Below are 19,698 nucleotides of genomic sequence, written 5' to 3' on the forward strand. Positions count from 1 at the left end.
AACCCGCATCGCGGTCGGTGGCGTCCGTGCGTCCGAGGGAGGATCAGCGCGACGCGACGAGGAACGTACGGCTCGTGCCGGTGACGGGTCTCGTCGTCCCGCTCGCATCACGTCGGTCCCCGAAGTAGCGGACGCGGTACGCTCCCGACGCATCCGCCGGCGGACGCCAGGTGATGGTGATCCGCGACGTGTCCGGGCTGCCGGCCGGTCGTGCCCACCAGAACTCCGTGGACCAGTCGTTGTCGTCGGCGACCGTCGTCCACCCGTACCCGGTGCGCCGTTGCACCTCCAGGTAGGTCCGCCCGTGCCGGAAGTCGTTGTTGGGGTGGGCGCCGACGAACTGCACGGTCACCGTCGAACCGGGGCGGTACCTGGCCTCGGGCTGGCGCAGGACGTCGCCGTAGCGGTGGCCCGGTAACGGACGGTCCGCGGGGACCGGTGGCACCAGATCGGGTTGCAGGCCCGATTTGTCGACCGGCGCGGGGCCACGGCCGATCCCGCGTCCGGATGCCATGGCCGCCGCGAGCGCGGCGAACTCCTGGAGATAGGCGGACAGCGTGTATCGGCCGTACTGGGTCTCCCCGCCTTCATAGTGCTGCAGATCGTATTCCTCGGGCGTGGTCACGTATTGGGTGTAGGCGTTGGAGAATCCCTGCACGAGAACGTTGTCGAGGTCGATCCGCAGTTCGTCGGCGACCACCTGTCGGAGTCGCAGACCTGCGACGACGGTGACCTCGGCGGGCACGCCGACGAGCACGATCTCGCCGATACGCATGAGCTGCAGCGGTACCACCGACGGGATCCAACCGGACGGTGGCAGCAGACCGAGCGGGAACGCGATCAGTTTGGGCGCCTGCATGTCTCGGATCCACGGTGCGATCGGCGGGACGCGATCGCCGCCGAGGGCGGTGACGAGAGGGTTGGTCATGCCCTCCACGAGGAAGGGGAGCGGTCGCTCGTAGTTGTCCTCGCTACTCGTCGCCACCGCGCCGGCACCCATCATCGCCGGAGTCGTGGAAGCCGGCCGGCCGTCGGGGGTGTAGGTGCCCGAGATCGTGACCGATGACATGTCGACGTACCGCACGATCGAGTCGACGCCGCCGCGCGTCATCGGGCGAGCGCTGTCGAATGCCCGCCGTCCCGCGACGTACTGGCGCTCACCGATGAGTTCACAGTTCCGTCGGTTGTTCGAAGTCGGTCCGTTCGGATCGAACTGCGCCAGAGCGAGGTTCGGCGTCATGTCACCGGAGTTGGTCTGCGGGAACGCGGCGACGAACCCTGGTTGTGCACGTTCCCACAGGTGGCTCGCATAACCCTTGTTGTCGCCTGCGATGAGGACGTTGCGGTCGGTGAGGGATGTGCCGTGGGTCGGGAACCAGGTGATGGCGCCGACATCGCGGCCGCCGGAATCGTCGTGCTGCCGTAGTCGCAGCACCGTGACCCGGGGGTCGATCGCGTTCGGGAAATGACGTGTGTCCGACGACGGATTCGCGTCGAAGGCCACCCGGGACCGGTTGCGGCTGGCGTCGTGCAGTTCCTCACGGCCGAGGGTGAGGCTCCCGGGCGCGAGGTCGTCGTGCGCGCGGACGATCGCCGCGAACATGCCGTCGACCTCGGCGTCGTAGGAGTTCTTCTTGAACCCGAATGCAGCGAGGGAGTACGCGTAGTCCCACGACGTGCCGCCGCACGAGGCGTGGGTGTGCTGCGCGTTCAGGTTCACGTTCGATTCGGTGTAAAGAGACCCGAACCTGTTGCGCAGCTTGGCCATCAGGCCCATGTGGTGCGATTGGAACAGACAGGCGAGGTCGGCGGTGAGGAAGACGACGCGTTCACCGGTGGCGCGGTCGACGATGATGTAGGCCCGCGCCCAGCAGCGCTGCAGGAGCCCGGCCGCGACCTGCTCGGGATTGGAGTAGCCCATCATGCCCTGGCCGGCGACCGCGCCGGTGACGTCGGCGATGCCGCAGCCGACGAGGTAGTTGGTCGACCCCGGCGGCGAGGCGCCGGCACGCCCGGAGGTGAGGGCGGTTCCGAGGCCCGCCGCGGTGGCGGTCGCCGCGGCACCGGCCATGACCTGTCTGCGTGTGAGTTCCAAGGCGTCCTTCCGGGCGTCGGACGACACCGGCAGACGTGCGGTGTCATCGCGGCAGCACCCCGACGATGCGGCCGCGTGGGCTCCGGCCGGGTCAGGTCGGCGGAGCGTCCGACCTCAGTCCTTGTCGCCGCCGCCAGGGATTCCGACGATGAACCCGATCCCGATGATGATGCACGAGATCAGCGCGACAGCAGGCATGACCCAGTAGGAAGGCATGGAGTGGACGTTACTGCGCACCACCCTCATCTGCCGGGTTTCGGAGACTTTTGAGGTCGAAGGTCCCGGAGGGTCGTCGACCGTTGTGGCTCGTCGACCGCTGTGGCTCGTCGTCCCGCCGGGAAACACCCGTCAGTCGGCGTCGTCCGCGCGAGCGAACGCGCCGGAGTACTCGCTGACATCGATCTCTTCGGAGACCACGGTCTTCTTGTCGTTGTAGACGTCGCGGTCGATCTCGTCGTCGGCGTTGGCCACGAGCATGGCGACGAAGGTGTCCCCGTTGACGTTGAGGAATGTCCGGAAGATGCCCGCGAACCAATCCACGGCGATGAGAATGCCCACGGCTTCGAGCGGGAGGTCGAGTGAGGTCGCCAGAAATGTTGCGATGACCGGGAATCCGCCGGGGACCGTGATCGTGCCCATGTTGAGCAGGATCGCGAGGCCCATTCCGAGCGCGATGTCACCGACGGAGAGGTCGACGTTGCCTGCCTGGGCCAGGAACATCACGACGATCATGTAGTTGAGGACCGCGCCGTAGGAACCCATGGTGAGGCCGATCGAGAGCGTGAAGTTGGCGATCTTCTGACTCACGCCGATCTTCTCGACAGTGTTCCTGAGGACGGTGGGGAAGGTGACGGCCGAGCTCGTCGTGGTGATCGCGATGGTTGTCTGTTCGGCGAGTTTTGCCGGTAGCCGTGCCGGGTTGAGGCGGGTCCGGGCGGTGACGACCACGACGAACAGCACGAACAGGATCGCCACGCCGAGCGCCGTGGTGCCCAGGTACTTGACGGCGGTCGTCACCACCGAGAGCCCGACGTCGCCGGCGAGAGAGGCGAGGAGGCAGAACACACCGATGGGTGCGATGTACATGACCAGGCGGATCATCGTCAGGATGATCTGCTGGATCTGGTCGATGAACGTCAGGACGCGGTCGTCGCCGGACTTGGTGATCTGGATGCGCAGCGCGACGCCGAACAGCAACGCGAAGATGATGATCGGCACCATCGTGGCCGTGGACATCGCCTCGAAAACGTTCTTGGACACGAAATTGAGGAGCGTGTCCTGCCATCCTGTGGTCTGACCGGCCTCGTCTTCGAGTGTCGGGTCGAGCTCGCCGTCGAACACCATCCCGGCGCCGGGTCTGATCAGCACACTCAGTCCCCATGCCAGTACCGCCGCCACGACCGAGAATCCGAGCATCCACTTGACGGTCCGAAAGGCGATGCGGCCCGTGCCCGCACCCGACATCGACGCTGTTGCCACGATCACCGACGCGAGAACGAGCGGCACGATGGACATCTGGATCAGGCGGATGAACATGTCGCCGATGAACTTCAGGTTGGCGGCCCACTCACCGACGACCAACCCGAAGATCAGGCCGGCGATCGCACCGAACCCGATCTGTAACGCGGGATGCTTCAACGCCTTCACGGACTCTCCTCGGACGCAGGATGCGGCCGACAGCCGCGTGTCACGGCCTCTCGCCGAATGTGGGCGAGACGCTAGTGCGACGTCGCTTCGGCGGTGTGTCATCGGTTTTACGGCCGGGTTTCTTCGCACGTCGGCGGGCGAAAGAATGCGGCTCCTGATGGGAGTTCACCGATCGGACGGCGTCTCGTTCACGAGGCCGGACAGTGCGTCGGTGAGATAGTCGTCCTCGGCGACATTGCCGGGCAGCTCGAGCGCCCGACGGTACGCGTCGGCCGCGCCGCGGTTGTCGCCCAGTTCGGAGAGCGTGAGCGCCCGCGCGATGTGGAAGGGCCGGAAGCGGTCGAGCTGTTTGTCCGACCGCAACCGATCGAGCATCTCGATGCCACGAGCCGGCCCGTAGGCGCGGCCGACGGCGACGGCGCGACCGACGCGCACCACGGGCCCGGGATCGTGCGCTTCCAGAAGCCGGTACAGGACCGCGATCTGTGTCCAGTCGGTCTCGGGGGCCGTGGGCGCTTCGGCGTGCACCGCGGCGATCGCGGCCTGGATCGTGTAGGGCCCGGCATCGGGCTGTGCCGCAGCGCTTTCGGCGAGTGCGATGCCCTCGACGGCGAGGTCCCGGTCCCACAGCTCGCGATCCTGGTCGTCCAGCGGAACGGGACGCCCGTCCGTGTCGAGTCGCGCCGGACGGCGGGACTGGGTGAGCAGCAACAATGACAGCAGCCCGGTCGTCTCGGCGCGGGGGAGCAGCGAGCGCAGGGTTCGTGCGAGAGAGATCGCTTCGCCGGTGAGGTCGTCGCGGACGTGTGCGTCGCCGGCCGAGCGGGCGTAACCCTCGGAGAACATCAGATAGACCACCCGCAGGACCCCACCGAGCCGGGCGGGGAGATCGCCCTCGCGCGGTGGGGTGAACGGAACACCCAGCGCGCCGATCCGTTTCTTGGCGCGTACGATTCGCTGCTGGGCCGTCGGGACCGGAATCAGCAGGGCGTGCGCGACCTCCGCGGTGGTCAGCCCGGTGACGAAACGCAGGGTGAGTGCGATCCGGTCCTCGGCGCGCAGCACGGGGTGGGTGCACGCGAAGAACATGCCGAGTCGTTCGTCGGGCAGTTCCGGTGGAGGCGCATCGGCCGGGTCCGCGAAATCCGGATGCACCGGCACGCGTTCGGTGTCGGCGTGCAGCCGCGCGAGCTTTCCGGCGAGGACGGATTCGCGGCGTATCACGTCGAGTGCCTTGCGTTTGGCCGTCGTCGTCAGCCACGCCTCGGGTGAGTCCGGTACCCCGGTTCGGGACCAGGTGGTCAGCGCCTGCGCGATCGCATCCTGCACGGCGTCCTCTGCGAGGTCGAGGTCGCCGAATCTCCTGGTGAGAGTGGCGAGTACACGCGCGCGGACGTCTCGGTCGACGGCGGACACCGCCCGGCGGGCCACGGATTCCGCGGATTCCGCGGACTCCGTGGTTGCCGGGCGGTGGGGAGGACCCGTCATCGATCAGTACGGTGCGAGCGGCCGGATCTCGACATGACCGCCGGGCGCCGAGCCGGGGCTGCGTCGGGCCCACTCGATCGCCTCGTCGACGTTCGCGACGTCGATGACATAGACCCCGCCGACGAACTCGCGGACTTCCGCGAATGGACCCGACGATGCCACGACGCGTTCCCCGCTGTCGTCGGTGTGCACGACGGCACGCTCGTCCTCCAGAGCGAACGAACTGACCACGACACCGGCCTTGGTGATCTCCTCGTCGAAGGCGAAGAACTCCTCGGGGCTCGCGCCGCCATCCTCACCACACGCCGGATCGTCGACGTGTCCCATGAGCAGCAATGCGTACTTCATCGTTCCTCCAGTTCTGGGCCGACTGCGGTTGCAGGCCGACTGCAGTTCAAGGCCGATGTGGCCATGGTGCCGAACCGGATCGGTCCGACACCATGGTGACGTACGGCGGTTCCGGGTATCGACAGCACGGCGGAAAAGTTTCGGGACGCGAAAAAGCCCCGCCTGCGATTCGCAGACGGGGCTTCGTCGGGGTGGATGACGGGACTCGAACCCGCGACAGCCAGGATCACAACCTGGTGCTCTACCAACTGAACTACATCCACCATCGGCGTCGGAAACCTGGGCGTAAGCGCCGGGTCTCAGAGCCATCAATACTCTAGCGGGTCGGTGCCGCAGAACTCCAATCGGTTACCCGACCAGCGTGTTCAGGCGGGGCCGAGGTCCTTGACGATCGCGGCGAGGGCATCGGTGTCCGGGCCGGGAGCGGGCACGAACGCCGCTGCTCGGTAGTACCGCAGCTCGCGGATCGACTCGCGGATATCGGCGAGCGCGCGGTGCGCGAGGCCCTTCTCCGGCTGACCGAAGTACACCTTCGGGTACCAGCGTCGGCACAACTCCTTGATCGAGCTGACGTCGACCATGCGGTAGTGCAGGTAGGCGTCGAGTTCGGGCATGTCTCGGGTGATGAAACCGCGGTCGGTGCCGATCGAGTTACCGGCGAGGGGGACCGCTCCGGCGGTGGTCACGTGCTTGCGGATGTAGTCGAGGACCATCCTCTCCGCCTCGGCGAGGGTGACCGTGGACGCCCGCACCTCCTCGGTGAGTCCCGACGCCGCATGCATCTTGGTCACCACGTCCGGCATCGCCGCCAGCGCCTCGTCGTCGGCATGGATGACGACGTCGACGCCGTCACCAAGGATGTTGAGGTCGCCGTCGGTCACGAGGGCCGCGATCTCGATGAGTTTGTCCGACTCGAGTCGGAGTCCGGTCATCTCGCAGTCGATCCACACCAGTTTGTCCTGCACCCGACAACCTTAGCCAACCCCGGGCGTTCGTCTACTCTGCGCTGAACTTCTTGTAGAAACCGCCGACGATGGGGGCGACCACGCCGCGGGGGGTGTAACCGCCTGCCACCGACATCGCCTTGGACAGGGTTCCCGGAACGACTCGCATCTTGTTGTGCGCCATCGCATCCAGACTCATCTCCGCGACCTTCTGCGACGAGTGCCACAAGAAGTCCGGGACGACCTTGTCGACGATGGATGCCTCGTCCGGGCTTGGAGTGTGCGTGCGCACAGGTCCCGGCGCGAGCAGGGTGACGTGGACGCCCTGTCCGGACACCTCGCCGCGTAGCGACTCGCTGAAAGAGTTCACGAACGCCTTCGACGCGGCATAGGTGGCGTTGTTGGGGATGGGCATGTTCCCGGCCGCGGACCCGACCATCAGGATTCCGCCCGAACCCCGCTCGACCATCTGCGGCAGGACCGCAAGGGTGAGGTCGTGGACCGCATTGACGTTCAACCGGACCTGCGCGCGCTCGTAGTCGGCGTCGAGATCGGCGACCGCACCGAATGTCGCGATGCCGGCGTTGTTGCACAGGATCGAGATCTCGCGGCCCGCGAACTCTGCGGCGAGGACCTCGACCTTGGTGGGGTCGGACAGGTCGACGGCACGCACCTCCACCGACACCCGGTGGAGGCTCCGGAGCTCTCCGGCCAGATCCTCGAGGAGCTCACCGCGGCGGGCGACCAGGATGACCGAATGTCCCCGGGCGGCCAGTACTCGCGCGAGCTCGCGTCCGATTCCGGACGACGCGCCGGTGACGACGGCGCGAGCATTGGCTGAGGGCGGCGGTACCGGCATGTCGCAATGGTAGCCGCCGCCGACTCAGCCCCGGACGCTCAGTTGATCCCGGCGGCGACTTCGGTGCCCTGGCGGATGGCGCGCTTGGCGTCCAGTTCGCCTGCGTGGTCCGCGCCACCGATCACATGCGTCGTCACGCCTGCGAGGGTCAGCGGATCGATCAGATCGCGCACCGATTCCTGTCCGGCACAGATCACCACGTTGTCGACCTCGAGGACGCGGGTCTCGGTGACGTTGCCCTCGTCGTCGCGGAAGCTCAGGTGCAGGCCCTGGTCGTCGACCTTGTCGTAGGTGGCCCCGGTGATCTGCTCGACGCCCTTCATCTTCATCGTGGCGCGATGAACCCATCCGGTTGTCTTACCCAGCGACTTGCCCTGTTTCCCGGCCTTGCGCTGAACCATGAAGACCTGCCGAACCGGGGGGAGCGGGCGAGGCTTGGTGACGAAGCCGGGCTTCTCGGGATCCTCGGTGACACCCCACTCCTGTTCCCACTCTTTGAGATTGAGGGTCGGGGACTCATCGGTGGTGAGGAACTCGCTGACGTCGAAGCCGATTCCGCCGGCACCTATCACGGCGACGCGCTTGCCGATCTCCCGATGTCCGAGAACGGCATCGGCGTAGGACATCACCATCGGGTGGTCGACCCCGGGGAAGGCCGGGATGCGAGGGACCACGCCGGTCGCGACGATGACGTCGTCGTACTTCTCGGCGATGATCGTGTCGGCGACGGCGCGCGTGTTGAGGCGGACCTCGATCCCGAGCACCTCGATCTGGCGTGTGAAGTACCGGATCGTCTCCTTGAACTCCTCTTTGCCCGGAATCCTTGAGGCGATGGAGAACTGACCGCCGATCGAGTCGCCGCCCTCGAACAGGGTGACCTTGTGGCCGCGCTGCGCAGCGGACACGGCCGCCGACAGGCCGGCCGGTCCCGCGCCGATCACGGCCACGCGCTTGGCCTTTCGCGTCGGGCCCAGGATGAGGGTGGTCTCGCGGCCGGCGATCGGGTTGACCAGGCAGGAGACGTGTTTGCCGACGAACGCATGGTCGAGGCAGGCCTGATTGCAGCCGATGCAGGTGTTGATCTCGTCGGATCGGCCCTCGCGTGCCTTGTTCGCCAGATGCGGATCGGCCAGGAACGGACGTGCCATTTGAATGGCGTCGACGCGGCCGTTCGCCAGGATCTCCTCGCCGAGTTCGGGTGTGTTGATGCGGTTGGCGGCGATGAGGGGGATCGACACCTCGTCGCGAAGACGTTCGGTGAACTTCACGAAGGCGCCGCGCGGGACCGAGGTGACGATGGTGGGAACCTGCGCCTCGTGCCAGCCGATGTCGGTGTTGATCGCGTCGACGCCGTACTGCTCGGCCTTGCGGGCCATCAGCGCGACCTCGTCCCAGGTCTGTCCCTTGCGGATCAGGTCGGCGATCGATTGACGCAGGATGACCGGGTAGTCGCGCGGCACCTGGCGACGGATCTCCTTGATGACCTCGACCAGGAAACGCTGACGGTTCTCGGTGTTGCCGCCCCACTTGTCGGTGCGGTCGTTGGTGTGCGGGCAGAGGAACTGATTGATCAGATAGCCTTCGCCACCCATGATCTCGATGGCGTCATAGCCCGCCTTACGCGCCAGTTTGGCGGATTGTCCGAAGGACCTGATGACGTGGCGGATGATCGGCTCGGTCATCCGGAGGTGCTTGAACGGGTGGATGGGCGACGGATCGGTGCCCGGCGCGACCTTGAACGGTGTGTATCCGTAACGGCCGGCGTGGATCAGCTGCATCGCGATCTTGCCGCCCTCGTCGTGCACGGCCTTCGTCACGCGCTTGTGGCGGGTCATGTCGACGACGTTGGTCATCTTGCCGCCGGCGAAGGCGAGCAGCCCCGTGCGGCTGGTGCCGAATCCGCCCGTGATGATCAGCCCCGCACCGCCTTTCGCGCGCTCGGCGAAGTAGGCGGCGAGTTTGTCGGTGTCCCAGAAGCGATCTTCGAGGCCGGTGTGCATGGAACCCATGACGAGCCGGTTCTCTATGGTCATGCCACCGATCTGCAGTGGCGTGAACAGGTGCGGGTAGTGCATGTTGGGCTGTGCCGTGTGGGCTGACATGGCGCGACCTTTCCTTGTCGGTGACATCAGAAGTCGGTTACTGGGTGGGGATGACCGTGATTATTGTTGCGGCGCAGATGGTTCACATCCCGGAGAGCTCGCGCTCGAGTCCGGCGATGACCTCGTCGCACCACTCGATATAGCCCTCCTCCTGGCGGATGCCGCCGCGGAGAACAAGGTACTGGTGGAGTTTGCGTCCGGTGAGGGCGTCGGGTTCGGGGTAGTAATCGGACTGGAAGCCGGTGTAGAGCTTCAGTTGTGCGAGATGCGCGTCGCGGTGAGCTTTCATCTCGCCGATGATCGCGGCGAGATCGCCGAACTCCGCGGCGCGCAGTTTCACCCCGATGTCGCTGCGCAGCGGCTGGACGGGGGTCGGGGTCATCGCCCACTCGGCCAGCGCATCTCGCCCGGCGTCGGAGATCGTGTAGACCTTCTTGTCCGGACGCCCGTCCTGACTGATCGACTCGACGCTGACGAGGTCGTCGTCGAGAAGCTTCTTCAACGTCCGATAGATCTGCTGGTGGGTCGCCGACCAGAAGTAGCCGATGGTCCGGTCGAACTGCTGACCGATCTCATAGCCCGTTCCCGGTCGCTCCGCGAGCGACACCAGGATCGCGTGTTCGAGCGCCATGAGAGCAAGCTAACACTGCAACAGTGCACTATGCAACAAGGTGTATATGAGTCGAGTTGCATATGCTCAGGCGCTGGACCTGGGACATGTGCGGCGTTCGCGCCGCGCGTGCCGCAAACTGTTCGGCATGAGTGATCCGGGGACGAGGTCCCAGAACCTGCTGTCGTGGAAGCTGACCGACAACGAAGTGGTGGCGCCGGAGGAGCGGCTCACGTGGCCCCGGACGGTGAGCATCGGTCTGCAGCATGTGGTCGCCATGTTCGGGGCGACGTTCCTGGTGCCCGTGCTGACCGGGTTCCCGCCGTCGACGACCCTCTTGTTCTCGGGCATCGGCACGATCCTGTTCCTGCTGATCACCCGTAACCGGCTCCCGAGCTACCTCGGCTCGAGTTTCGCGATCATCGCGCCCGTGACGGCCGCGGTCGCCTCGGATGGTGCGTCCTCGGCGCTTGGCGGGCTCGTGGCCGTGGGCGCGATGCTCGTGATCATCGGACTCATCAGCCACTTCGCCGGCGTCCGGTGGATCGAGACGCTGATGCCGCCGGTGGTCACCGGAGCGATCGTCGCGCTCATCGGTCTGAACCTGGCACCGGCCGCGAAGAACAACTTCGTCGAGGACCCGGTTCTCGCGACCATCGTCCTCGTGCTGCTGGTCGCCTCCGCAGTGCTCTTCCGCGGTCTGCTCGGACGTCTGGCGATCTTCCTGAGCGTCGTCGTCGGTTATGTTCTGGCCCTGGTCCTCGACTGGATCGACGACAGCAAGGACCACATCGACACCTCGGGGATCGGCGACGCCGCCTGGGTCGGGCTGCCCGACTTCCAGACCCCGACGTTCGATCTCGGTGTCCTGCCGTTGTTCCTGCCGGTCGTCCTGGTGCTGGTGGTCGAGAACATCGGTCACGTGAAATCGGTGGCGATGATGACCGGACGGGACTATGACGACTCCATGGGTCGCGCCCTGGCCGCCGACGGCCTGGCGACCATGCTGGCCGGAAGCGGCGGCGGCTCGGCGACGACGACCTATGCCGAGAACATCGGGGTGATGTCGGCGACGAAGGTGTACTCGACCGCCGCCTACTGGGTCGCCGGCGCGGCGGCCATCCTCCTGGGACTCTCACCGAAGATCGGCGCCGTCATCGCCGCCATCCCGCCCGGTGTGCTGGGTGGTGTCACGACCGCGCTCTACGGTTTGGTCGGCATCATCGGCGTGCAGATCTGGGTGAGCAACAGGGTCGACTTCTCCAAGCCGATCAACCAGTTCACCGCGGCCATCCCGCTCATCATCGGAATCGCCGATTACACCTGGCAGATCGGCGACCTCGTCTTCGCGGGCATCTCCCTCGGTTCGGTCGCCGCACTCGTCATCTACCACTCGATGCGGGTCATCGGCGGATGGCGAGGGACGGTCGACGTGGCCAAGGACGCGCCGGACCGCACCGCATAGCGCTCACCAGGGCAGCCGCAACGGAATGTCCGGGATCGAGCCCGGCAGGTCGATGTCGCCGTCGGCGCGATCGTTGAAGGGGTAAAGCCACCACAGGGGTGCCGGACTCCCGGGTGGGGGTGGCGGTAGCTCGGGGACGTCGGGCCATCGCGGGCGGTAGAGGTCGGGTTCCGCTCCGGTGATGACCTTGACCATGTTCCGGAACGCTGTCGAATCGGGGTCGTTCCAGTAGGCGCCGTGGGTCTTGAGCCCACCGTGGTGCTCGCGCCCGTCGATGGTGACGGTTCCCGTGTCGAGTCTGATCACGCCGGGTTCGGTGTCCGGGTCGCGTCCGTGCGGGTTGCCCGGCAGCGACTGTGAGTAGTGGATCGGATCGCCGGGGAACGTGAGGGAGTATCGGTCGACGCCACTCGGGTGTGGGGCGTCGTAGATGCCGGTGCCCGCCGACGACGCGTGGATGACGCGATCGGGTGTCAGGCCGAGTTGTTCTGCGGTTCCGACGATCGACCCGCCGTAGGAGTGCCCCACGAAGGTCGTCGTGGCGCCGGGGGAGTGCCGCTGGATCTCGGCGTCGAGCTCGGCACCGAACAACTCGAGGCGCGGGGCCATCGCGGCCGCGAAGACGGGGTCGGCCGCGGCGATGAGGTCGGGCGGCAGGTCGCCGTCGAGGTAGAGGAAGACCGGACCGGCGGTCAGAGCGGCGAGTTCGGCTGCGGCCGTGCGGTTGTGACCGCCCGCGGTATCGAGATCGGTGCCGGTTCCGGGCACGTACGTGGCGGTGTTCCGGGTGCCGGGCCGCAGGGAGCCGATCATCTCGACCATCCGTCCCCGAGGGGTGTTCACGAACGTGATGAACTGCCGCTCCGCCAGTGCGTCGACGCCCCGGCGGTCACCACTCGCACCAGGACTCGGTGCCGGCGTCAGCAGATCTCGCAGGGTGGTCGCGCGGCGTCCGCCGCCTCGTCCGGCCTGAATCTCGTCGGCGAGTGCGTTGCGGATGTTGATCTCGTTGGCCTGGATCCGATGGTGGAACGGAACACCCGGAAGATTGCCCATCACATGCGGATCCGTTCGGATCAGACGGCGGACGTCGACGGGATCCATCTGCTCGACGACGGCCCGGACCTGTGCCGGCGCGAGAGTCTCCAGCATGTGCACGGCGTCATCGGCGTCCATCGTCACGCCGCCGGGGACCGTGACATCAGGCCGGCCGGTGATCATCGATGACAGGTCGGTCGCGAACCCCTCGAGTCGGGCGCCGTACCGGTCGTCGAGTGTGTCGACGACGGCGAGAGCGTCGGCGATCTCGTTCGCGAAGTCGGCGGCCTGTCCCGACCGGCCGCCATCGGGGTGGGACACCGAGCCGTCGTCGCCGACAGTGAATCCCGACCATCTCGCCGCGTCGACGATGCGCAACACGACGTCGCGCGCGTGGGTCAGGTCGGCCCCGGCGTCGGATGCCTCGTCGGCGATCATCTGCAACGCACTGCGCACCTCGCCGGCATGATCCTGCTCCTGTGAGATGCGTTGCCGGACTGCGTCATGCGTTGCACCGTGCCACGACCTCGCCGCGTCAACCGTCCGCACCGCGGCATCGACGGCGGTGTCGATCGCCGATGCGGTGTCGCCTGCAACTGTGCCCGCATCGGTGAAGGAGTGTGGATGCCATTGCCGCAGCTGGGCAATACTCGGACGCATCAGCGCTCCTGTAGTTCGCGAATCCGGGCGCCCACCCGTGCATCGGCGACCGCGGTGGCGGCCTCGAAACCCTCCAGGGCTTCACTCATCGCGATGAGGCGGTTGCCGATCGATACGGTCGCCGCGCGGGCGGAACCGGCAGCCTCGCGCAGCGCCGTACCCACACGGCTCGACGGTGCGGTCACGGCTCCGATCGATTCGACGTCGCACGCCAGGATCGCGACGCCGTGGGCGCGCCAGACCCTGACCGTGTGCTCGACCTCGGACGGTGAGACTCCGAAAACGTCTGTTTCCGAACCATTCACGGGTCGCGTGCGCGACCGCAACGGCGGGAAACCGGACAGCGGGCCGGGGAGCGTCATGATCGGTCCTCCAGGGGCTGCGACCACCGGAGTTGGTGGTGCGGGACTAAGACGCACCGGGGACGTCGTTAGGTTCCACTGGCGATCGTTGTCGGTGGGAGGGTCTACCGTGGATGTCGGCGGATCCCGCTGCTGTTGAGCGCGAGTGCGAGGCGTAGGGCCATGGCGGTGCCTACGTGCAGAACTGGCGAGATCCATGGGTGGCGGGCGTAGGCGGCGTTGATGAGGGCGGCGACGGTGTCGGCGGGGTCGGCTTGGGCGGCGATGGTCTCGACGACGTCGGCGTGGGCGATGTAGGGGTCGTCAGCGTACTTATCCCGGTTGCCACCACGCGGCCTGCGGTTGCCCACGACGCAGCCGTCAAGCCCCGTCCAGTCGGCGGTGGCAGACCGGACGACTCCGGTGACGGTGGCTGGTCTGACTATGTGGGCCGGAGTGTCTTTGAGCAGGTGAACGGTATCTACTAATGACAATCAATACCAATAAATACGTGCCCGATACGAGCCGGTACGTGGGAGGCATCCAAGACGCCGATGTCCTGGTCGTCCTCAACGAGACCAACGAACGAGACGACGAGCGCGACAACGGAGTCCTGTCAATGCCGTATGAGCGCCCACGGGGCGTTGTCGATGAGGTGCTAGCCGACGATGGGGTACAGAAGTTCGATCCCTTCGAGGATCGGCGGTCGCCCAGAGTGGGCGTAGGCGGTGTGATCTTGTGAGCGACGAGAAGCGTTGCCTGTCTGCGATCAAACGAAACCTGCTACCGAGTTCCACAAGGATCGGCACCGATCCGATGGGCTCGCATCGTGTTGCGCCGAGTGCGGTCGGGCACGAGCACGAGATAGTTACGCCCGTCATCGCGAGCAACGCCTAGAAACAGTGCGCGCCTACCAGCGCAACAACCCCGTCAAGATCCGCGCCCGTCAACGCGGCGAAGACAATCGGCCGGCGGAGTCCAGGTGGCTCCGCGTCTATCGTGAAAGCTGCCGCAAAGCTGGCGTCGAGCCGATCGCGGTGCCCTTCACCAAAGCCGAGGGCATCGACCGCTACGGCGACAAGTGCCACGGACTGCGGAAGTTCCGACTGGGAGTTACGCCACCAAATCCCGGTCGGAGCCGGGGGAGTCCACCGACTAGAAAACGTCCGACCACGTTGCCGCTCATGTGGTTCCAGCAAAATCGGGCGAACCGACAAGGCTATTGTTGCCCTATCCGCACTGGCGCAGATGATTCGAGAACAAGCCCTGAGATGCGCTGAGCCGACTTCGCCCACACTCGGGTACAGGTGTGGGCGTTTTCGGTCGTGTACGGGGCTCTGGGGGCCAGGAATCGGGATTGATGCAGCGCCAGATTTGCTGTGAGTGTAAGGGTCTCTGTGGGGCAGATATAGACCCGTTTCCGCAGGTAGGGGGTACCCCCCAACATCCTGACTGCTAGAACGTGGTGCCGATCGTCCAGTCTGTCTGGACAAGCCACAGGATCAGTAGGGCCAGTTCCGCCACGCCGGTCAGGAGGCCGAACACGGCCAGGAGGATCCCGTCTTCTTCGTCCCTCCGCAGGGTCTCGGTGATGCCGATTGCCCCGAAAACGATGGCCGGTAGCGCCAGGAGCACGAGCGCGGAGAACAGGCTGATGATGCCGCAGACGTTGGTTTTGCGGAGTGGTTCAGCGTCGGGGGTCTCGGTGGTGGTTGCGGTGGCGAAGCCTCGGCGCGTGGTGGTCGACATGGCTTGTGGTCTAGCACGAGTCGGGTCGTGCCGGGGGGAGAAGCGAGCCTAGTTCGATCGGTCGGGGCATCGCCCCGGGGGAGAAGTGAGCAAACGAAAGAGTGGATGAGCAATGACAAATCTGTTGGACACGGGCAGTCTGTGGGGCTTCGCAGAAGCGTTGACGATGCTCCCGGACGAGGTGCAGTCGTCGCTGTATCGGGCGGCGGCATGGGTTCGAGCTACCGCCGATGAATCGGTCACCGTTGTAGATGACGGCGAGCATGTGCGGGCGTTTAATGCTCGACTCGCTCAACGGGTGTCTGAGCCTGAGGTGGTTTATCTGTTCGCGGCGTATGTCGAGGACGTGTCTGTGCGGTCGCGCGGTGAGTGGATCGGCATGTTCCGCGATGTTGGGTTCCGAGGATTGTGTGGAGACATCACGTTGCCCGACTTGCAGCCGAGCACGGTTATGGACACAGTGCCCGATGAGCCAGTGGCGTTGTGGCGTCTGTCCGATGACTACTCGCATGGGCTGTCGTGGGCGGGCGACCCGAGGTTCGCGCGGTCGCGGCCTTGGGTTGATGGCCGTATCAACGCAATGAAGCTGTGGTGTGCAGTGGTGCCGCCAGAGGCCCTGTTGGGCGTCTATTGGTACGGAGGCGGCGTGCGGTCGGGGCGTCCGTTGTGGAGGACTGTGGACTCCGATGTGCTCGGTCGTGTTCGCCTGACGTCGGATGACTTTAGCGAGTGGTGGGTCGACCCGACGAAGCTGGACAAGGTGGTCGTCTTCGACGAGTTCGAGCGTGAGCCGGTGGTGGCGTCGTGTCAGTCCTACCGCGACTGGCCGACTGGCCGACTGGCCGGATCGTTGGTGCGGCGAGATGTGGGCCTGACGGTTGCGGAGATCCTGACGGGTGCCGCGCGGTGGCGCCGGTCCCATCTCTGCCCCGTAAAGATGGGCAGCCCCGTGTGCGTTCGTGGTTTCGCGGCGTGGGTCACATTGAGAGATTGACGTGCGGTGCCTCGTGCCTGCCCCCTTGTGGGGTCGGGGCGGGGCATCTCTTTGGTCGTTTCAGGTCTCGTCGGGGGGTACTTGCTTGGCGGCGTCTTTCCCGAGCACTTCGCGCCAGTAGTCGGCGTCCACCACGCTTGCGCCGTCCGGGATTCGTGCACGCATCGAGTCTTCGAAGGCGGTCAGATGTCGATGCGACTGCGAGGGCGGCAACACCCGTTTCGGCTCTGTGTCGTCGAGCCTGCGCCACCTGCGCCCGTTGCCGTCGAGATACCGATAGAACACGGTTACGCGTCGCGTGTCGTTCCATGCGTCCCACGGGATGCGGGGATCGGGAACTACCCACACGGAGACGAACTGTTCGTTGGGTGGCAGGTACATGCGTTCGGGAGCTTTGCGTTCGCGTAGTCGGCGTGGCGCGTGTTGCTGGCATCCGAGTTCGCCGTAGGCGACCCCGAGCACTTCGATCTGATGAAAGGGGAGCGGGCTTGCGTTGCGCAGTGTGATCGTGACGGTGATTCGACCGTTCGCCGGTGTTGCTTCCCAACGGTTTACGAGCAGGCGCGCGATCGATGCCTCGTCGTCTTGACGGTTTGCCAGGTTGGCTTTCAGGCTGCGCCAGGCGGCGACGACACCGAGCAGGGTTACTCCGCTGGCGGCGAAGGTAAGCCAGGCGGGCACATTTCCGTAGTCGAATCGCGGCGACTCGATGGAGTTAGTTACGACGGCTGCGATGAGGACGACAGCCACGATGGAGACACCGAGTCCGAGGGCCAGGAGCGCGGCAAGGCCGGCGGATGGCTGCCGAAGTCTGAGGCGCATGTCAGGACGATACAGAACCGTTTGAACGCGCATGACGGGCTATGTTGCTTGTGTGACGGAGCCGGGGCAGGCAGGCGATGAGTGGATGACGAGCGAGCAGGTCGACTCGTTGCGTCAGCCGTTCGATGGTCGGTGCTGGTGGTGTGGTTCGACTGACCTCAGTTCTGAGCACAAATTCAAGGCGGCGGACCTACGAACCATGGGAACCGAGTTGCTGTGGTCTGACGGCGAGGAACGACGGTTATTAAGAAGTCCCAATGACAAGCGCGCCAGATTCCGAATCCGTAATTTATGCAGGAAGTGCAATAACGAGCGGGCGCAATCTTCTGACCGCGCATGGGACCAGTTTGGTTCTTATATTCGAGACAATCGGACCAAACTCCGTTCCGGACGATCAATACCACTTAGAAAGATTTACGGACGAAAAGGCCGTGCGGCGGGTCAACTTGAACTCGGAAAGTATATCGTTCGACATATTGGGTGTCGTATTTCTGAAGCCGGATGTGAGGTGCCGGGCGACATACGAGACTATCTCGATTCGGGTGCTAATAGGGGCACGCTTGCGGTAGTGCCATTCTTCAGTGAGGCCCGTATGCGCGTTATGGGCTCAGATCGGACGGTAGATGGGTACTGGCTTCTGACGACGGGAGGGTTGGTCGCCCAATATTCAAAATCTGCTCGCAGGTTTACTCAATTCGCAACCGAGATTTCTTTGGATGCCGTGGGCTTCTACGTCGAATGGTCCGAAGACTTCGACAGGGGGCAAGTCTTGGGACAAAGACTGCGGATGCAGCCCCGAGAGTCGCTGCCCTACGATGAGATACATAATGCACTGCCCGGCTTGGAACCGACCTGAACTCACGGATCGACTTAGGTCGACCGGCGACGGCATCCGTTCCCGAAGGTCATGGGGTGCGGGTTGCGTAACGTGGGTCGTGCGGCCACTGACGCGGTACCGACTGATGGTCGCCGTCCGCACCAATCCACCTGGTGATGCGGTGCTCTCGGCGTACCTCGGTGATCTCGTCGAACAGATCGCGCAACCGTTCTCTCGCCTGTTCGTTAGACAGTGCCGCCGCTTTCTCGAACTCCCGGTCGAAGTCTGGCCGGTCATCATCGAGTCCCTGCGAGGCTTGCTTGACCATGAACAACTCACGTTCACGGTTTGCAACCCACTTCGCGAGCTTGTCGCTAGACACGTCGGCGGCCCCTTCATGAAGTTTGCACGATTGAGGTTGCTGATTATGCCAGCGTGGCGGTCTTTCGAAGGCGGGTGCTCCGACCCCAGATGCGACGGACCACCCTGCGGGCGGACTGAGCCGGTGTCGATCCCTCACTCCGCCGACCCACGAGACCATGACCCCATTTCGCATCTGAGCCAGCACCGATTGCCACCTGACCCGGAGGGTAGGCGGTAATCATCTGGCACCTGCTCTCGTTTCGCGACGACGCGAGTGGTGGCCCTCGTCGACTTCGAGGGTCTGTGTTGAGTCGAGCAGGTCGGTTTTCGTCGGACTTTGCAAGAGCGACGGGCACACCCGGTTCAGGCGGTTTGGTGTGCCAGCTCCCCGGTACCGAGTCGAACGACACCTAACGACCATCAGGGATGCCCCGTAACGGGGCTGTGAGCGTCTGCGACGCAACAGAAACGAGCAGACAGATCAGGGCATGGGGGCGGCGTATCTGGCCGCTAGCAAGGCGAGTGCGATCGTTTCGGCGACATGCCCGATCAACGTGGTGGGCGCATCGAACAACGAGAACCGAACTCGTCGTCAGAGACCACGACGCGAGTTGGCACGCTCTCGGGAGCAATGGACAGGGTGAGGCCGTCGGGAGTGGTGGCGTCCCATATCGGGGCACCGTTCACCTTCCACGGCGCGACGGCGAACGCGAGTCCGGTCGTGGCCGATAGCTGCCGGATCACCGCGACCCGCCCGAGGCATCGCGGAGTGCTTGCCGGTAGCCGTCGGTATACGCCGGATCGTCGTTCCGATCATCCGAGACGGCCAGAAGACGAGGGACCACGGCACGCAGCATCGGGCCGGGAATGGCGCTGAGGGCTCGTCTGGCGGCGTCGTAGCCGTCTGCCCACCCATCGACTGCTCGCCCCCAAGCCGCGCGGGCATAGGAGCCAGAAGTTCAGGTACTCCGTCGCCGGTTGCGATGGCGAGGGTTTGCACGACTGTCCGGGCGAGGGCTTCAACGTTGCCGCTGCCGAGGTCGACGGACTCTTCCAGCTTCCAGACGGCATCGCGAAGGTTCGGGGCGTCCTCGCAATCGGGATCCTGTTCGTACAGGTCCCATGCATGTTTGATGAGGGGTGGCACGCAAGCGGTGTTCGTCACGGCAGAGTTCCTGTCCACGAGGCGATCTAGGTCGTGAACGGACTTGTGGTGCCCCCGGCAGGATTCGAACCTGCGACCAGCTGATTAGAAGGCAGCTGCTCTATCCCCTGAGCTACGGAGGCTTGGTGTGCTGCGCAGTTTGCAACACGCGTTTGTGCTCACCGCAGTTCAGACGGGTCTAGCAAGGGATT

Annotated in this window: 17 protein-coding genes and 2 tRNA genes; 3 read left to right on the forward strand and 16 right to left on the reverse strand. The window is 65.3% G+C overall.

Annotated elements, in window-relative coordinates; translation table 11 throughout:
* Positions 1 to 43: 43 nt before the first annotated feature.
* From ACSUZC_RS09485 to ACSUZC_RS09525, 9 genes are all read right to left on the reverse strand, one after another.
* Complete coding sequence (locus ACSUZC_RS09485) at positions 44 to 2,095, reverse strand: neutral/alkaline ceramidase (RefSeq protein WP_439033059.1); 2,052 nt, start codon at positions 2,093 to 2,095, stop codon at positions 44 to 46.
* A gap of 348 nt (positions 2,096 to 2,443) precedes the next feature.
* The gene (locus ACSUZC_RS09490; protein ID WP_439032563.1) at positions 2,444 to 3,742 is read right to left on the reverse strand and encodes a dicarboxylate/amino acid:cation symporter; all 1,299 of its coding nucleotides are present in this window, start codon (positions 3,740 to 3,742) and stop codon (positions 2,444 to 2,446) included.
* Between the two features lie 165 nt (positions 3,743 to 3,907).
* Positions 3,908 to 5,230 (reverse strand): RNA polymerase sigma factor, encoded by a 1,323-nt coding sequence (locus tag ACSUZC_RS09495; protein WP_439032564.1) that lies wholly within the window; start codon positions 5,228 to 5,230, stop codon positions 3,908 to 3,910.
* 3 nt (positions 5,231 to 5,233) lie between these two features.
* Complete coding sequence (locus ACSUZC_RS09500) at positions 5,234 to 5,578, reverse strand: YciI family protein (protein WP_439032565.1); 345 nt, start codon at positions 5,576 to 5,578, stop codon at positions 5,234 to 5,236.
* Positions 5,579 to 5,768: 190 nt separating this feature from the next.
* Positions 5,769 to 5,841 (reverse strand) — tRNA-His (locus tag ACSUZC_RS09505).
* 102 nt (positions 5,842 to 5,943) lie between these two features.
* Entirely contained in the window at positions 5,944 to 6,543 is a 600-nt protein-coding gene (orn, locus tag ACSUZC_RS09510) for an oligoribonuclease (RefSeq protein ID WP_439032566.1), read from the reverse strand.
* A 31-nt stretch (positions 6,544 to 6,574) separates the two neighbouring features.
* Positions 6,575 to 7,381, reverse strand: a complete 807-nt coding sequence (gene cmrA, locus ACSUZC_RS09515) for a mycolate reductase (protein WP_439032567.1) — start codon at positions 7,379 to 7,381, stop codon at positions 6,575 to 6,577.
* 38 nt (positions 7,382 to 7,419) lie between these two features.
* Positions 7,420 to 9,483, reverse strand: coding sequence for an FAD-dependent oxidoreductase (locus tag ACSUZC_RS09520; protein WP_439032568.1), 2,064 nt, complete (start codon positions 9,481 to 9,483; stop codon positions 7,420 to 7,422).
* Positions 9,484 to 9,565: 82 nt separating this feature from the next.
* A complete protein-coding gene (locus ACSUZC_RS09525) occupies positions 9,566 to 10,114 on the reverse strand; it encodes a PadR family transcriptional regulator (RefSeq protein ID WP_439032569.1) in 549 nt (182 codons plus the stop codon).
* A gap of 127 nt (positions 10,115 to 10,241) precedes the next feature.
* On the opposite strand from ACSUZC_RS09525, the gene ACSUZC_RS09530 reads away from it, so the two are divergent.
* Positions 10,242 to 11,558, forward strand: coding sequence for a uracil-xanthine permease family protein (locus ACSUZC_RS09530; protein ID WP_439032570.1), 1,317 nt, complete (start codon positions 10,242 to 10,244; stop codon positions 11,556 to 11,558).
* Positions 11,559 to 11,561: 3 nt separating this feature from the next.
* Here ACSUZC_RS09530 and ACSUZC_RS09535 read toward each other — a convergent pair whose 3' ends face one another.
* The 3 genes from ACSUZC_RS09535 to ACSUZC_RS09545 all read right to left on the reverse strand — a co-directional run bounded on the left by ACSUZC_RS09535 (position 11,562) and on the right by ACSUZC_RS09545 (position 13,968).
* Positions 11,562 to 13,256 carry a WXG100 family type VII secretion target gene (locus tag ACSUZC_RS09535; protein ID WP_439032571.1) on the reverse strand — a complete coding sequence of 565 codons (1,695 nt, stop codon included), beginning with the start codon at positions 13,254 to 13,256 and terminating at the stop codon, positions 11,562 to 11,564.
* Positions 13,256 to 13,618 (reverse strand): hypothetical protein, encoded by a 363-nt coding sequence (locus ACSUZC_RS09540; RefSeq protein WP_439032572.1) that lies wholly within the window; start codon positions 13,616 to 13,618, stop codon positions 13,256 to 13,258. The genes ACSUZC_RS09535 and ACSUZC_RS09540 overlap by 1 nt, the downstream gene beginning before the upstream one ends.
* Before the next feature lie 104 nt (positions 13,619 to 13,722).
* Positions 13,723 to 13,968: a hypothetical protein gene (locus ACSUZC_RS09545; protein WP_439032573.1), complete on the reverse strand. Its 246-nt coding sequence runs from the start codon at positions 13,966 to 13,968 to the stop codon at positions 13,723 to 13,725.
* A 140-nt stretch (positions 13,969 to 14,108) separates the two neighbouring features.
* On the opposite strand from ACSUZC_RS09545, the gene ACSUZC_RS09550 reads away from it, so the two are divergent.
* Positions 14,109 to 14,339, forward strand: coding sequence for a hypothetical protein (locus tag ACSUZC_RS09550; protein ID WP_439032574.1), 231 nt, complete (start codon positions 14,109 to 14,111; stop codon positions 14,337 to 14,339).
* Positions 14,340 to 15,052: 713 nt separating this feature from the next.
* Here ACSUZC_RS09550 and ACSUZC_RS09555 read toward each other — a convergent pair.
* Positions 15,053 to 15,346: a DUF4190 domain-containing protein gene (locus ACSUZC_RS09555; protein WP_439032575.1), complete on the reverse strand. Its 294-nt coding sequence runs from the start codon at positions 15,344 to 15,346 to the stop codon at positions 15,053 to 15,055.
* 112 nt (positions 15,347 to 15,458) lie between these two features.
* Here ACSUZC_RS09555 and ACSUZC_RS09560 point away from each other — a divergent pair, with 112 nt between their 5' ends.
* Positions 15,459 to 16,340, forward strand: a complete 882-nt coding sequence (locus tag ACSUZC_RS09560; RefSeq protein WP_439032576.1) for a hypothetical protein — start codon at positions 15,459 to 15,461, stop codon at positions 16,338 to 16,340.
* A gap of 60 nt (positions 16,341 to 16,400) precedes the next feature.
* Here ACSUZC_RS09560 and ACSUZC_RS09565 read toward each other — a convergent pair whose 3' ends face one another.
* From ACSUZC_RS09565 to ACSUZC_RS09575, 3 genes are all read right to left on the reverse strand, one after another.
* On the reverse strand, positions 16,401 to 17,162 hold the full coding sequence (locus tag ACSUZC_RS09565) for a hypothetical protein (RefSeq protein ID WP_439032577.1): 762 nt from the start codon (positions 17,160 to 17,162) through the stop codon (positions 16,401 to 16,403).
* A 905-nt stretch (positions 17,163 to 18,067) separates the two neighbouring features.
* On the reverse strand, positions 18,068 to 18,361 hold the full coding sequence (locus ACSUZC_RS09570; RefSeq protein WP_439032578.1) for a hypothetical protein: 294 nt from the start codon (positions 18,359 to 18,361) through the stop codon (positions 18,068 to 18,070).
* 1,192 nt (positions 18,362 to 19,553) lie between these two features.
* Positions 19,554 to 19,629: transfer RNA gene (locus ACSUZC_RS09575), tRNA-Arg, on the reverse strand.
* Positions 19,630 to 19,698 lie beyond the last annotated feature (69 nt).

Origin of the sequence: Gordonia terrae, from assembly GCF_051789125.1 — a bacterium.
GTDB classification, from domain to species: domain Bacteria; phylum Actinomycetota; class Actinomycetes; order Mycobacteriales; family Mycobacteriaceae; genus Gordonia; species Gordonia terrae_A.

Bases quoted from the DNA above. Each gene is read 5' to 3' on its own strand.
- ACSUZC_RS09495 (WP_439032564.1), bottom strand. From the start codon at position 5,230: ATGACGGGTCCTCCCCACCGCCCGGCAACCACGGAGTCCGCGGAATCC.
- ACSUZC_RS09500 (WP_439032565.1), bottom strand. From the start codon at position 5,578: ATGAAGTACGCATTGCTGCTCATGGGACACGTCGACGATCCGGCGTGT.
- cmrA (WP_439032567.1), bottom strand. From the start codon at position 7,381: ATGCCGGTACCGCCGCCCTCAGCCAATGCTCGCGCCGTCGTCACCGGC.
- ACSUZC_RS09520 (WP_439032568.1), bottom strand. From the start codon at position 9,483: ATGTCAGCCCACACGGCACAGCCCAACATGCACTACCCGCACCTGTTC.
- ACSUZC_RS09525 (WP_439032569.1), bottom strand. From the start codon at position 10,114: ATGGCGCTCGAACACGCGATCCTGGTGTCGCTCGCGGAGCGACCGGGA.
- ACSUZC_RS09530 (WP_439032570.1), top strand. From the start codon at position 10,242: ATGAGTGATCCGGGGACGAGGTCCCAGAACCTGCTGTCGTGGAAGCTG.
- ACSUZC_RS09535 (WP_439032571.1), bottom strand. From the start codon at position 13,256: ATGCGTCCGAGTATTGCCCAGCTGCGGCAATGGCATCCACACTCCTTC.
- ACSUZC_RS09540 (WP_439032572.1), bottom strand. From the start codon at position 13,618: ATGACGCTCCCCGGCCCGCTGTCCGGTTTCCCGCCGTTGCGGTCGCGC.
- ACSUZC_RS09555 (WP_439032575.1), bottom strand. From the start codon at position 15,346: ATGTCGACCACCACGCGCCGAGGCTTCGCCACCGCAACCACCACCGAG.
- ACSUZC_RS09560 (WP_439032576.1), top strand. From the start codon at position 15,459: ATGACAAATCTGTTGGACACGGGCAGTCTGTGGGGCTTCGCAGAAGCG.
- ACSUZC_RS09565 (WP_439032577.1), bottom strand. From the start codon at position 17,162: ATGCGCCTCAGACTTCGGCAGCCATCCGCCGGCCTTGCCGCGCTCCTG.